The sequence below is a fragment of the Streptomyces cavernae genome (genome assembly GCF_004023625.1).
Lineage (GTDB): Bacteria > Actinomycetota > Actinomycetes > Streptomycetales > Streptomycetaceae > Streptomyces > Streptomyces cavernae.
Window position 1 is genome coordinate 217,974 of the sequence record NZ_RPDJ01000007.1, and the last position, 12,429, is coordinate 230,402.

Annotated in this window: 14 protein-coding genes; 12 read left to right on the top strand and 2 right to left on the bottom strand. The window is 69.2% G+C overall.

All coding sequences use genetic code 11. From position 1 onward, the window contains the following. Positions 1 to 126: 126 nt before the first annotated feature. Positions 127 to 1,059 (bottom strand): ABC transporter ATP-binding protein, encoded by a 933-nt coding sequence (locus tag EF387_RS19415; RefSeq protein WP_128377841.1) that lies wholly within the window; start codon positions 1,057 to 1,059, stop codon positions 127 to 129. A 216-nt stretch (positions 1,060 to 1,275) separates the two neighbouring features. On the opposite strand from EF387_RS19415, the gene EF387_RS19420 reads away from it, so the two are divergent. The 8 genes from EF387_RS19420 to EF387_RS19455 all read left to right on the top strand — a co-directional run bounded on the left by EF387_RS19420 (position 1,276) and on the right by EF387_RS19455 (position 7,981). Next, entirely contained in the window at positions 1,276 to 2,085 is an 810-nt protein-coding gene (locus EF387_RS19420; protein WP_128377842.1) for a helix-turn-helix transcriptional regulator, read from the top strand. Next, positions 2,082 to 3,503, top strand: coding sequence for a Fe-S cluster assembly protein SufB (gene sufB / locus EF387_RS19425; protein ID WP_128377843.1), 1,422 nt, complete (start codon positions 2,082 to 2,084; stop codon positions 3,501 to 3,503). Before EF387_RS19420 ends, sufB begins: the two co-directional genes overlap by 4 nt. A 90-nt stretch (positions 3,504 to 3,593) precedes the next feature. After that, positions 3,594 to 4,817, top strand: a complete 1,224-nt coding sequence (gene sufD, locus EF387_RS19430) for a Fe-S cluster assembly protein SufD (protein ID WP_128377844.1) — start codon at positions 3,594 to 3,596, stop codon at positions 4,815 to 4,817. Further along, positions 4,814 to 5,143: a non-heme iron oxygenase ferredoxin subunit gene (locus tag EF387_RS19435; protein WP_128377845.1), complete on the top strand. Its 330-nt coding sequence runs from the start codon at positions 4,814 to 4,816 to the stop codon at positions 5,141 to 5,143. Before sufD ends, EF387_RS19435 begins: the two co-directional genes overlap by 4 nt. Positions 5,144 to 5,150: 7 nt before the next feature. Beyond that, entirely contained in the window at positions 5,151 to 5,915 is a 765-nt protein-coding gene (sufC, locus tag EF387_RS19440; RefSeq protein ID WP_128377846.1) for a Fe-S cluster assembly ATPase SufC, read from the top strand. Continuing rightward, positions 5,912 to 7,168 carry a cysteine desulfurase gene (locus EF387_RS19445; protein ID WP_128377847.1) on the top strand — a complete coding sequence of 419 codons (1,257 nt, stop codon included), beginning with the start codon at positions 5,912 to 5,914 and terminating at the stop codon, positions 7,166 to 7,168. The genes sufC and EF387_RS19445 overlap by 4 nt, the downstream gene beginning before the upstream one ends. A 16-nt stretch (positions 7,169 to 7,184) precedes the next feature. After that, entirely contained in the window at positions 7,185 to 7,643 is a 459-nt protein-coding gene (gene sufU / locus EF387_RS19450) for a Fe-S cluster assembly sulfur transfer protein SufU (protein WP_128377848.1), read from the top strand. After that, positions 7,640 to 7,981, top strand: coding sequence for a metal-sulfur cluster assembly factor (locus tag EF387_RS19455; protein ID WP_128377849.1), 342 nt, complete (start codon positions 7,640 to 7,642; stop codon positions 7,979 to 7,981). Before sufU ends, EF387_RS19455 begins: the two co-directional genes overlap by 4 nt. 97 nt (positions 7,982 to 8,078) lie before the next feature. Here the strand turns inward: EF387_RS19455 and EF387_RS19460 are convergent, their stop codons facing one another. Then, entirely contained in the window at positions 8,079 to 9,119 is a 1,041-nt protein-coding gene (locus EF387_RS19460) for an AbfB domain-containing protein (protein WP_238431593.1), read from the bottom strand. 393 nt (positions 9,120 to 9,512) lie between these two features. Between EF387_RS19460 and EF387_RS19465 the strand changes: the two genes are divergently transcribed. From EF387_RS19465 to dapD, 4 genes are all read left to right on the top strand, one after another. Then, positions 9,513 to 9,776: a hypothetical protein gene (locus tag EF387_RS19465; RefSeq protein WP_128377850.1), complete on the top strand. Its 264-nt coding sequence runs from the start codon at positions 9,513 to 9,515 to the stop codon at positions 9,774 to 9,776. Positions 9,777 to 10,160: 384 nt separating this feature from the next. Continuing rightward, positions 10,161 to 10,481 (top strand): DMT family transporter, encoded by a 321-nt coding sequence (locus tag EF387_RS19470; protein WP_128377851.1) that lies wholly within the window; start codon positions 10,161 to 10,163, stop codon positions 10,479 to 10,481. Beyond that, positions 10,481 to 11,017, top strand: a complete 537-nt coding sequence (locus EF387_RS19475; RefSeq protein WP_128377852.1) for a TetR/AcrR family transcriptional regulator — start codon at positions 10,481 to 10,483, stop codon at positions 11,015 to 11,017. The genes EF387_RS19470 and EF387_RS19475 overlap by 1 nt, the downstream gene beginning before the upstream one ends. Before the next feature lie 345 nt (positions 11,018 to 11,362). Continuing rightward, positions 11,363 to 12,364 carry a 2,3,4,5-tetrahydropyridine-2,6-dicarboxylate N-succinyltransferase gene (gene dapD / locus EF387_RS19480; RefSeq protein WP_128377853.1) on the top strand — a complete coding sequence of 334 codons (1,002 nt, stop codon included), beginning with the start codon at positions 11,363 to 11,365 and terminating at the stop codon, positions 12,362 to 12,364. The last annotated feature ends 65 nt before the right edge of the window (positions 12,365 to 12,429 follow it).

Genomic DNA, 12,429 nt, shown 5'->3' on the forward strand with positions numbered 1-12,429 from the left:
CCGGACCCCCGGCAGAACGCCGTGCGGGCCGCGGTCATGAGCGCAACTCCTTGCCGGTCAGCTCCAGGCTGTGTTTTCCCGGGGGGCGACCCCCGGACCCCCGGCAGAACGCCGTGCGGGCCGCGGTCATGAGCGCAACTCCTTGCCGGTCAGCTCCAGGAACACGTCTTCGAGGGTGTGGCGTTCGACCGATATCTTCTCGGGCATCACCCCGTGCTGGGCGCACCAGGTGGTGACCGTGGCCAGCAGCTGGGGATCGACCTTGCCGGTCACCCGGTACGAGCCCGGGGCCATCTCCGCCGCCGTGCAGTCCGCCGGGAGCGCCTTGAGCAGGGAGCCGCAGTCGAGGCCGGGGCGGCCGGAGAAGCGCAGGGTGTTCTCCGCGCCGCCGCGGCACAGCTCCTCCGGGGAGCCCTGGACGATCACCCGGCCCGCGTCGATGATCGCCACGTCGTCCGCGAGTGTCTCCGCCTCGTCCATGTGGTGGGTGGTCAGGATCACCGAGACGCCGTCGGACCGCAGGTCGCGTACCAGGTCCCAGGTCGCGTGGCGGGCCTGGGGGTCCAGGCCGGCGGTCGGCTCGTCGAGGAAGACCAGCTCGGGGCGTCCGACGATGGCCATCGCGAGCGCCAGGCGCTGCTGCTGGCCACCGGAGAGCCGCCGGTAGGTGGTGCGGCCGCAGGAGCCGAGGCCGAGGCGCTCGATGAGCGCGTCCACGTCCAGGGGATGGGCGTGCAGCCTGGCGACGTGGCGGAGCATCTCGTCGGCGCGGGCGCCCGAGTAGACCCCGCCGGACTGGAGCATCACGCCGATCCGGGGACGCAGTGCGGGGCCCTCGCGGAACGGGTCGAGGCCGAGGACGCGGACGGTGCCGGAGTCCGGCCTGCGGTAGCCCTCGCAGATCTCCACGGTCGTCGTCTTGCCCGCGCCGTTCGGCCCGAGTACGGCGGTGACACCCGCCTGGGCCACCAGGCGGAGGCCGTCCACCGCGGTCTTCGAGGTCTTCTTCCCGTATCGCTTGACCAGACCTTCTACCTGGACCACGGGCTCACTTCGCATGGGCGCCAAGTCTAGGGACGTGGGCGGGCGTGCTGGGGGGCGGGTCGGGGGCGCCAGGGTGCGGGGTTGTTCCCCCCACGCCGCGCCAGGCCCGACGTCTGATCGATCAAAGATCATCTCTGCAGGTCAGCTTAGGTATGCCTAAGTGATGCACGGCACCATCGGGCGTCCGGGCGCGGCTTGCCGCTGTCTGAGGAATTACGCAACAATGGCGTTGTGAAAAACGTCGGCGAGGCTCAGGAGGCTCCCACGGGAGCCCCGCAGGAGGAACTCGCGACCGGTGAGCGCTCGACGCGCAACCGGGTCGCGCGGTCCATCCTGGATCACGGCCCGTCGACCGTCACCGAACTCGCCGGCCGGCTCGGACTCACCCCGGCGGCCGTACGGCGTCACCTCGACGCACTCGTCGCGGACGACGTCGTGGCACCTCGTGAGCAGCGCGTCTACGGCGCGCGTACGCGCGGGCGGCCCGCCAAGGTGTTCGCCCTCACCGACTGCGGGCGAGACGCGTTCGACCAGTCCTACGACAAGCTCGCCGTGGACGCGATGCGCTGGATCCAGGAGCAGTTCGGCGGCGACGAGGCAGTCGTCGCCTTCGCGCGCGCCAGGATCGCCGCCCAGACGGTGGCGTACCGCGCGGCCGTCGAGGCCGCCGCCCCGGAGGAGCGCACCGAAGCCCTGGCCAAGGCGCTCAGTGCGGACGGGTACGCTGCTACGGCGCGCAGCGCGCCCCTCCCGCACAAGGGCGAGCAGCTGTGCCAGCACCACTGCCCGGTCGCCCACGTCGCCGAGCAGTTCCCGCAGCTGTGCGAGGCGGAGACGGAATTTTTCGCCCAACTGCTCGGTACACATGTGCAGCGGCTGGCGACGATCGCCCACGGCGACGGCGTCTGCACGACGTTCATCCCCAAGGTCGAGCACACGGCCGACCACAAGGCCGGGAAGACGCCCACAGCCGCGAGCCCGAAGATTTCCAGGACCACCCACAACACTTCTGCAAGCACGGCCGGGAGGAACCCCGCATGACTCTCCCCACGGAGACTGCCCACCCTGAACTCGAGGGTCTGGGCAAGTACGAATACGGCTGGGCCGACTCCGACACCGCCGGCGCTTCAGCCAGGCGCGGCCTGAACGAAGAGGTCGTCCGCGACATCTCCGGCAAGAAGTCGGAGCCGGAGTGGATGACCAAGCTGCGCCTGAAGGGCCTGAGGCTCTTCGAGAAGAAGCCCATGCCGAACTGGGGCTCGGACCTGTCGGGCATCGACTTCGACAACATCAAGTACTTCGTGCGCTCCACGGAGAAGCAGGCGGAGTCCTGGGAGGACCTGCCCGAGGACATCAAGAACACCTACGACAAGCTGGGCATCCCGGAGGCGGAGAAGCAGCGCCTCGTCGCCGGTGTCGCCGCCCAGTACGAGTCGGAGGTCGTCTACCACCAGATCCGCGAGGACCTGGAGGAGCAGGGCGTCATCTTCCTCGACACCGACACCGCGCTGAAGGAGCACCCGGAGCTCTTCAAGGAGTATTTCGGAACCGTCATCCCCGCGGGTGACAACAAGTTCGCGGCCCTGAACACCGCAGTGTGGTCCGGCGGCTCGTTCATCTACGTGCCGAAGGGCGTGCACGTCGAGATCCCGCTGCAGGCCTACTTCCGCATCAACACGGAGAACATGGGCCAGTTCGAGCGGACCCTGATCATCGTCGACGAGGGCGCCTACGTGCACTACGTCGAGGGCTGCACCGCCCCGATCTACAAGTCGGACTCACTGCACTCCGCGGTCGTCGAGATCATCGTCAAGAAGAACGCCCGCTGCCGCTACACGACCATCCAGAACTGGTCGAACAACGTCTACAACCTGGTCACCAAGCGCGCCGTCGCCTACGAGGGCGCGACCATGGAGTGGGTCGACGGCAACATCGGCTCCAAGGTGACGATGAAGTACCCCGCCGTCTACCTGATGGGCGAGCACGCCAAGGGCGAGACCCTGTCCATCGCCTTCGCGGGCGAGGGTCAGCACCAGGACGCCGGCGCAAAGATGGTCCACATGGCGCCGAACACGTCGTCCAACATCGTCTCCAAGTCGGTGGCGCGCGGCGGTGGCCGTACCTCCTACCGCGGTCTGATCGAGATCGGTGAGGGTGCCCCGGGCGCCAAGTCGAACGTGCTGTGCGACGCACTGCTCGTCGACACGATCTCGCGGTCCGACACCTACCCGTACGTCGACGTCCGCGAGGACGACGTGTCCATGGGGCACGAGGCGACCGTCTCCAAGGTCTCCGAGGACCAGCTCTTCTACCTGATGAGCCGCGGCCTCTCCGAGGACGAGGCGATGGCGATGATCGTGCGTGGCTTCGTCGAGCCGATCGCCAAGGAGCTGCCGATGGAGTACGCGCTGGAGCTCAACCGGCTGATCGAGCTGCAGATGGAGGGCGCGGTCGGCTGACCGCCGCCCTGCCCCGCAGCTGGTGGCCCGCCCGATCCAGGGCGGGCCGAAGATCGCAACCGAACTGAGGAAGAGAGCAGACCGACAGCCATGGCTGAGGCTCAGAACTCCCCCAAGCACTCGACGCCGCTCGTGCAGGGGGGACCCCTACCGGTGGGCTCCACCACCGCCGGCTCGATCGCCGTCGCGGCCGAGTCGACCGTCGCCACGCGCATGAGCGCGCCGCCGTCCTTCGACGTGGCGGACTTCCCCGTGCCGCACGGCCGCGAGGAGGAGTGGCGGTTCACCCCGCTTCAGCGGCTGCGCGGACTGCACGACGGCACCGCCGTCGCCACCGGCACCGGCGTGAAGGTCGACGTCGAGGCCCCCGAGGGCGTCGTCGTCGAGACCGTCGGCCGGGACGACCCGCGCCTGGGCAAGGCCGGCACCCCGGTGGACCGAATCGCCGCCCAGGCCTACTCGGCGTTCGAGAAGGCCGGCGTGGTCACCGTCCCCAAGGAGACCGTGCTCAGCGAGCCGATCCGGATCGCCGTGCACGGCGAGGGCGGGGTCGCCTACGGCCACCAGGTCGTCGAGCTGGGCGCCTTCGCCGAGGCCGTCGTCGTCATCGACCACACCGGTGACGCGGTGCTCGCCGCCAACGTCGACTACATCCTCGGCGACGGCGCCAAGCTGACCGTCGTCTCCGTCCAGGACTGGGACGAGAAGGCCGTGCACGTGGCCCAGCACAACGCACTGGTCGGCCGGGACGCGAGCTTCAAGTCGATCGTCGTCACGTTCGGCGGCGACGTCGTACGCCTCCACCCGCGCGTGAAGTACGCCGGCCCCGGCGGTGAGGCCGAGCTCTTCGGCCTCTACTTCACCGACGCCGGCCAGCACCAGGAGCACCGCCTCCTCGTCGACCACAACACCCCGCACTGCAAGTCCAACGTCGCCTACAAGGGCGCACTCCAGGGCGACGAAGCACACGCCGTGTGGATCGGTGACGTCCTCATCGAGGCAAAGGCCGAGGGCACCGACACCTACGAGATGAACCGCAACCTGGTGCTGACCGACGGCGCCCGCGTCGACTCCGTACCGAACCTCGAGATCGAGACCGGCGAGATCGTCGGCGCCGGCCACGCGTCCGCCACCGGCCGCTTCGACGACGAGCAGCTCTTCTACCTGATGGCCCGCGGCATCCCGGAGCACGAGGCCCGGCGCCTGGTGGTCCGCGGCTTCTTCGCCGAGCTGGTCCAGCAGATCGGTGTCCAGGACATCGAGGAGCGCCTCATCGCCAAGATCGAGGAAGAGCTGGAGGCCTCGGTCGCATGACTGAATCATCGGCGTTCGTACGCGTCTGCGGGCTGGGCGAGCTCGAGGAGGACACCCCGAAGCGGGTGGAACTCGACGGCACGCCGATGTCCATCGTGCAGACCGAGGGCGAGGTGTTCGCCATCCACGACATCTGCTCGCACGCGAACGTCTCCCTGTCCGAGGGCGAGGTCGACGACTGCCACATCGAGTGCTGGCTGCACGGCTCGCGCTTCGACCTCCGCTCGGGCAAGCCCGACGCCCTCCCGGCGACGCGCCCCGTCCCCGTATACCCCGTCAAGATCGAAGGGGACGACGTGCTCGTCTCCCTCACCCAGGAGTCCTGAGGCACCCATGGCAACGCTTGAAATCCGAGACCTGCACGTCACCGTCGAGGCCGACAACGCCACGAAGGAGATCCTCAAGGGCGTCGACCTCACCGTGAAGCAGGGCGAGACGCACGCCATCATGGGCCCCAACGGCTCGGGCAAGTCGACCCTCGCCTACTCCCTCGCGGGTCACCCCAAGTACACGATCACCAGCGGCAGCGTCACCCTCGACGGTGAGGACGTCCTGGAGATGTCCGTCGACGAGCGCGCCCGCGCCGGACTGTTCCTCGCCATGCAGTACCCGGTCGAGGTCCCCGGCGTTTCGGTGTCCAACTTCCTGCGCACCTCCGCCACCGCCATCCGCGGCGAGGCCCCCAAGCTGCGCACCTGGGTGAAGGAGGTCAAGGAGGCCATGCAGCGCCTCAACATGGACCCCTCCTTCGCCGAGCGCAACGTCAACGAGGGCTTCTCCGGCGGTGAGAAGAAGCGCCACGAGATCCTCCAGCTCGAACTGCTCAAGCCGAAGATCGCGATCCTCGACGAGACCGACTCCGGCCTCGACGTCGACGCGCTGCGGGTCGTCTCCGAGGGCGTCAACCGCGTCCGCGAGACCGGCGAGGTGGGCACCCTGCTCATCACCCACTACACGCGCATCCTGCGCTACATCAAGCCCGACCACGTCCACGTCTTCGCGGGCGGCCGGATCGCCGAGTCCGGCGGCCCCGAGCTCGCGGACAAGCTGGAGAACGAGGGCTACGAGGCATACGTGAAGGGTGGCGCATCCGCGTGACGACTCTGCCGGGCCTCCTCGACACCGAGGCGATCCGTAAGGACTTCCCCGTCCTGGACCGGCTGGTCCACGACGGCAAGAAGCTCGTGTACCTGGACAACGCGGCGACCTCGCAGAAGCCGCGCCAGGTACTGGACGCCCTGAGCGAGTACTACGAGCGCTACAACGCCAACGTCCACCGCGGTGTGCATGTGCTCGCCGAGGAGGCCACGGCGCTGTACGAAGGTGCTCGGGACAAGGTCGCCGCGTTCATCAACGCGCCCAGCCGCGACGAGGTGATCTTCACCAAGAACGCCTCCGAATCCCTCAACCTCGTGGCCAACATGCTCGGCTGGGCCGACGAGCCCTACCGGGTGGACCACGAGACCGAGATCGTCATCACCGAGATGGAGCACCACTCCAACATCGTGCCGTGGCAGCTGCTGTCGCAGCGCACGGGCGCGAAGCTGAAGTGGTTCGGCCTCACGGACGACGGCCGGCTCGACCTGTCGAACATCGACGAGATCATCACGGAGAAGACGAAGATCGTCTCCTTTGTGCTGGTGTCGAACATCCTCGGCACGGTCAACCCGGTCGAGGCGATAGTGCGCCGGGCGCAGGAGGTCGGCGCGCTGGTACTGATCGACGCCTCGCAGGCCGCGCCGCACATGCCCCTCGACGTCCAGGCCCTCCAGGCCGACTTCGTGGCCTTCACCGGCCACAAGATGTGCGGACCGACGGGCATCGGTGTGCTGTGGGGCCGCCAGGAACTCCTCGAGGACCTGCCCCCGTTCCTCGGCGGCGGCGAGATGATCGAGACCGTGTCGATGCATTCGTCGACGTACGCTCCCGCGCCGCACAAGTTCGAGGCGGGCACCCCGCCGATCGCGCAGGCGGTCGGTCTGGGAGCGGCCATCGACTACCTGTCGTCCATCGGCATGGACAAGATCCTCGCCCATGAGCACGCGCTCACCGAGTACGCGGTGCGGAAGCTGATCGAGGTCCCCGACCTGAGGATCATCGGCCCGACGACGGCCGAGGACCGCGGTGCGGCGATCTCGTTCACGCTCGGCGACATCCACCCGCACGACGTGGGCCAGGTCCTGGACGAGCAGGGCATCGCGGTCCGGGTCGGCCACCACTGCGCGCGGCCGGTCTGCCTGCGCTACGGAATTCCTGCGACCACCCGGGCGTCGTTCTATCTGTACTCGACGCCGGCCGAGATCGACGCACTGGCTGACGGGCTCGAGCACGTACGGAACTTCTTCGGCTGAGGGGCGTGCTGGAATCGTGAAGCTTGATTCGATGTACCAGGAAGTCATCCTGGACCACTACAAGAACCCCCACGGGCGTGGTCTCAGAGATGGCGATGCCGAGGTGCACCACGTCAACCCGACGTGCGGTGACGAGATCACGCTGCGCGTGAAGTACGACGGAACGACCATCAGCGATGTCTCGTACGAGGGCCAGGGCTGCTCGATCAGCCAGGCGAGCGCGTCCGTACTGAACGAGCTGCTGGTCGGCAAGGATCTGGCGGACGCGCGGAGGATCCAGGAGACCTTCCTGGAGCTGATGCAGTCCAAGGGCCGTGTCGAGCCGGACGACGCGATGGAGGACATCCTGGAGGACGCGGTCGCGTTCGCCGGGGTGTCCAAGTACCCGGCCCGGGTGAAGTGTGCCCTGCTGAGCTGGATGGCATGGAAGGACGCGACGGCCCAGGCCTTCGCGGAGGAGGCGAAGACCGGATGAGTGAGACCACCCAGACCGCCGAGATGAAGCCGGCCTCGGAGGAGGAGCTCCGCGAGGCACTGATGGACGTCGTCGACCCCGAACTGGGCATCGACGTCGTCAACCTCGGCCTGATCTACGGCATCCACGTCGACGACGCGAACATCGCGACCGTCGACATGACCCTGACCTCGGCGGCCTGCCCGCTGACGGACGTCATCGAGGACCAGGCCAAGTCCGCCACGGACGGCCTCGTCAACGAACTCCGCATCAACTGGGTGTGGATGCCGCCGTGGGGGCCGGACAAGATCACCGACGATGGGCGGGAGCAGCTTCGGGCGCTCGGGTTCAACGTCTGAGGTTTGTCCGACCTCTGAGGTTCGGTCCTTGGGAACTGACACGTGTGGCCCCCGGCGTTATGCCGGGGGCCACAGTCGTCTGCTGGTTCGGCTCCGCTCAGCCGAGGCCCTGCACCATGCGGAACGAGAAGTCCGGCCGGTTGGTGGTGTTGTAGCCCCACGGGTCCAGGCGCATCTCGAAGTTCCTGTGACGCAGGATGCGGCCGGGGTAGTTCACCGACTCCAGCATCACGGCGCCCGAGTGCCCGGACGGCTGCGGGCAGAAGGTGGCGTCCTTCCGGAACAGGTCCGAACCGTCGTGGCGGTCGGCGCGCAGCACGAAGTTCCGGTGGCGCAGATAGCGGCCGTCCTTCGTCATGAAGGAGTAGCAGGACGACCTGTCGAGGCCGGAGACGATCTTGAAGGTGGAGTCCGACCTGCTCTCGCTGCCGCCCACCGGGTCGAGCCGGACCACGCCGTTGCTCAGATGCCAGTAACGGTCGGGGTAGTTGACCGCCTGGAAGGACTTCCACGTCCCGCTGGACGAGGAGCCCGATCCCGATCCCGATCCCGATCCGGAGCCGGAACCCGACCCGGATCCCGAGCCGGAACCGGAGGACTTGCTGGGCTCGCCGGCCGGCTTGGACGGATCGGTCGACGTCTTGGAGCCGGAGCCCTCGCCCTTCCGGGACGGGTCCGAGGCGGAGCCCTTCGAGCCGGGGCCGGCGGAGTTCGAGTTCGGCGAGGACAGACCGCTCTTGCCGCCCGGGGCCGAGGTGGCGCCGGAACCGGCCGTTCCGCCGGTGACGCTCGGACTGGGGACGACCGCGTCGCCCGCGGACGTAGTGCGGCCCTTCCGGCTCTCCGACGGGTCGTCACCGCTGTTGTCCATCAGGGCGATGGTGGTGACGCAGGCGATGATGACCGCCCCGGCGAGCGCGCCGGCCAGCCAGAGCCGGCGCGTCCCGGGTATCCGCTCCCCGCCCGGGGCCTCGCCCGTCTCCCACGACATCGGACGCTGCTCCGCGAAGAGCCGCAGGTCCGCCGGACTGGCGGCGATGTGCGTGCGGGGCGGGCCCGAGGCACCTCCTGGGAATGAGGCGGGGGCGGACTTCTCGTCCGGAGCGGCTCCGGAAGGTCCGGTCTTCTTTTTCGGCATGCGCGGTTCCTCCAGCGTCGCCGGGGCGAACGCGGATTCGTCATGTGCTTGCGGCACGAGAGGAAGCGAAAGCAAGCACTCGGGCGGCTGTGGCCGTGAAAACCGAGTGCTTGATAGGTGAAACAGTAGTGGACTCCGTGGGGTGGGATCAGCACTTTGACGGTGTGAACTGGGGGACGTTATCGATCTGTTGGGGCGGGCGCGGCCAACGCCGGGCTTGTGGTGTTTCGCCTGCAGGTGAGGCGGCGGCCCGGCCTTGGGGGCGGCCTCCGCGGTTTGCGGTGGGGCGGCCTCTCGTCTTGCGGTGGGTGGCCGGTGCGCCTTTGCGATGGGTGGCCGGTGAGTCTTGCGGGGCGGGCCCGTGTGTCACGGGCGGGTGGCGAATCCGGACGGGTGGCTGCCGACGGAGGGCGGGAGGGGACCCGTACCGAGACCACGGTCTCGGTGACCGCGGTGACCGCGGTGACCGGCGAGGTGGAGGCGACCGGGGTCTCGGTGCGGTCCGTGGCGGCGTCCGTGGTGTCGGTGTCGGTGTCGGTGGCGGCGGTGGCGTCGGCGGCCTGTGAGCCGACGGCTGTGGAAGCGCCGACGGCCGTGGGGGTTGTGAACTGCTGGTGGTCGTCTGTGCACGAGCGTGTTTCTGGTGCATATGAGTGAGTGTCCGGGCTGCGGCACATGCGGCCCCGTGGGGGTGAACGAAGGTTCTTTGGTCGAATGTGTGACCTTTGCCTGTGGCGGTCGTTGAGCGCGGTGCGGGGTTTTTCGACCGGTGTGGGGGCGGGGGGTGGATGGATGGGCGGGCTGCGGGAGAGGGCGGCACCGTTCGTCGCCCTGGGGCCGTCCGGTGTGGCGGTCCGCGACCGGCTCAGGCACCTGACTGCCGAGGACGAGAACGTACTGCGCCTGGTCAGTAAATCCAGCGGTGACAGCGGTGTTCCAGGAGGAGAGCCGAGCAACCCGGGCTGCTGATTCCGTGCGCGCACGCAGGGGTGCGCGGCGACGTGTGTACGACCGTACATATCGATGTGTACTCTTGTACACATGGGTTACGTTCTGCTCGCCGGCGCGATCGCCGCGGAGGTCCTCGCCACCACGACCATGAAGTACAGCGACGGGTTCAGCCGGTTGTGGCCGTCACTGATCACCGCGCTCGGGTACGTCGTCTCCTTCGCGCTCCTCGCGCAGACGCTGAAGACGGTGTCGGTAGGCACGGCGTACGCCATCTGGGCCGGGTTCGGCACCGCCGCCATCGCCACCATCGGGATCGTCTTCCTCGGCGAGGGCGTGAGCCTCGCCAAGGTCGCCGGGATCGCGCTGATCATCGGCGGGGTCGTCGTGCTCAACCTGGCGGGCGCGCACTGATGGCCCGCCGGTACGACCCCGAGCGACGCCAGCGGATCATCGACGCCGCGATCCGGGTGGTGGGCGCCAAGGGGCTCGCGGGCCTGAGTCATCGCTCGGTCGCCGCCGAGGCGGACGTCCCGCTGGGCTCGACCACGTACCACTTCACGACCCTGGACGAGCTGATGGTCGCCGCACTGCGCCAGGCCAGCGAGGGCTTCGCGAAGGTCGTGGCGGCGCGGGGCGCGCTGCAGGACGAGCGGGCCGACCTCGCCGGCGAACTGGCCGCGCTGCTCGGCGAGTGGCTGGCCGGGGACCCCACGAGCGTCGAGCTCGAGTACGAGCTGTACCTCGCCGCACTGCGCCGGCCCGCACTGCGACCCGTGGCCGCCGAGTGGTGCGAGAGCCTCGCCGACGTGCTCGCCCGGCGCACGGACCCCGTCACCGCACGGGCCCTGGTGGCGCTGCTGGACGGGATCTGTCTGCAGGTGCTGCTGACGGGGACGCCGTACGACGAGGCGTACGCGCGGGAGGTGCTGGACCGGGTGATTCCCTGAGCGGGGACCGCCCCCGAGAGTGTGCCGCACCGCGTGAGCCATTCGCCGACACCTTGCGGCCGACGGGCGAGTGGCTCCTCGACCCGGAGACCTGTCGGATCGTCGGTCTGCGTCATCTCGACGAGGACGGCAAGGCCGCCATCGGTACCTCGGTGGTGACCAGGGCGGTGGTCGACGAGGCCGGGCAGCGTGGCTGGCCCGCGAGCACGGACGGGCCGCGCCCCGGGGGTGCGCGGGCCGCCCGAGCGTCCCGGCGGACCGCCGGGCAGGAGGCCCACGCCCGTTCTCTGAGACGGCCCCCTCAGGCATTGGCCCGGACGGCCCCCCGCCGGTTAGGTTTCCCCCATGACCGACACGACTGCTTCTCGCACCACCGGCGCCGTCGCCGCAGGCCTCGCCACCATCGCCGCCGACGGCACCGTCCTCGACACCTGGTACCCCGCGCCCGAACTGTCCGCTGCGACCGCCGAGGCCCCCGGCCCGGCCGGTACCGAGCGGCTGTCCGTCGAACGGGCCGTGGAGCTGCTGGGCGAGGGTGCCGCGAAGGCGATCGGCCCGGACGCGCGCCGGGACGTCGAAGTGGTCGCGGTCCGTACGGTCATCGCCTCGCTGGACGACAAGCCGATCGACGCGCACGACGCCTACCTGCGCCTCCACCTGCTCTCGCACCGCCTGGTCAAGCCGCGCGGCGCCAACCTGGAGGGCCTGTTCGCCCACCTCGCCAACGTCGCCTGGACCTCCCTCGGCCCGGTGGCGGTGGACACCCTGGAGCAGGTGCGGCTCAACGCCCGCGCCGAGGGCCTGCACCTGCAGGTCACGTCGGTCGACAAGTTCCCGCGCATGACGGACTACGTCGCCCCGAAGGGCGTCCGGATCGCCGACGCCGACCGCGTCCGCCTCGGCGCGCACCTCGCCGAGGGCACCACCGTGATGCACGAGGGCTTCGTCAACTTCAACGCGGGCACGCTCGGCACCTCGATGGTCGAGGGCCGCATCTCGGCCGGTGTGGTGGTCGGCGACGGCTCGGACATCGGCGGCGGCGCCTCCACCATGGGCACCCTCTCCGGCGGCGGCAACGTCCGCATCACCATCGGCGAGCGCTGCCTTGTCGGCGCCGAGGCGGGCGTGGGTATCGCCCTCGGCGACGAGTGCGTGGTCGAGGCGGGCCTGTACGTCACGGCCGGCACCAGGGTCACCATGCCCGACGGCCAGATCGTCAAGGCCCGCGACCTCTCCGGAGCCTCCAACATCCTCTTCCGCCGCAACTCGGTCACCGGCACCGTCGAGGCCCGTCCGAACAACGCGGTCTGGGGCGGCCTGAACGACATCCTGCACAGCCACAACTGATCTCGTACCTTTGACCGGCCGTGACCTCACAGCGGTTTTTGCAGATGAACGGGTGGACGCAGGGT

Coding starts and splice junctions, on each gene's coding strand:
- EF387_RS19415 (WP_128377841.1), bottom strand. CDS start 1,059: ATGCGAAGTGAGCCCGTGGTCCAGGTAGAAGGTCTGGTCAAGCGATAC.
- sufB (WP_128377843.1), top strand. CDS start 2,082: ATGACTCTCCCCACGGAGACTGCCCACCCTGAACTCGAGGGTCTGGGC.
- sufD (WP_128377844.1), top strand. CDS start 3,594: ATGGCTGAGGCTCAGAACTCCCCCAAGCACTCGACGCCGCTCGTGCAG.
- EF387_RS19435 (WP_128377845.1), top strand. CDS start 4,814: ATGACTGAATCATCGGCGTTCGTACGCGTCTGCGGGCTGGGCGAGCTC.
- sufC (WP_128377846.1), top strand. CDS start 5,151: ATGGCAACGCTTGAAATCCGAGACCTGCACGTCACCGTCGAGGCCGAC.
- EF387_RS19455 (WP_128377849.1), top strand. CDS start 7,640: ATGAGTGAGACCACCCAGACCGCCGAGATGAAGCCGGCCTCGGAGGAG.
- EF387_RS19460 (WP_238431593.1), bottom strand. CDS start 9,119: ATGCCGAAAAAGAAGACCGGACCTTCCGGAGCCGCTCCGGACGAGAAG.
- EF387_RS19470 (WP_128377851.1), top strand. CDS start 10,161: ATGGGTTACGTTCTGCTCGCCGGCGCGATCGCCGCGGAGGTCCTCGCC.
- EF387_RS19475 (WP_128377852.1), top strand. CDS start 10,481: ATGGCCCGCCGGTACGACCCCGAGCGACGCCAGCGGATCATCGACGCC.
- dapD (WP_128377853.1), top strand. CDS start 11,363: ATGACCGACACGACTGCTTCTCGCACCACCGGCGCCGTCGCCGCAGGC.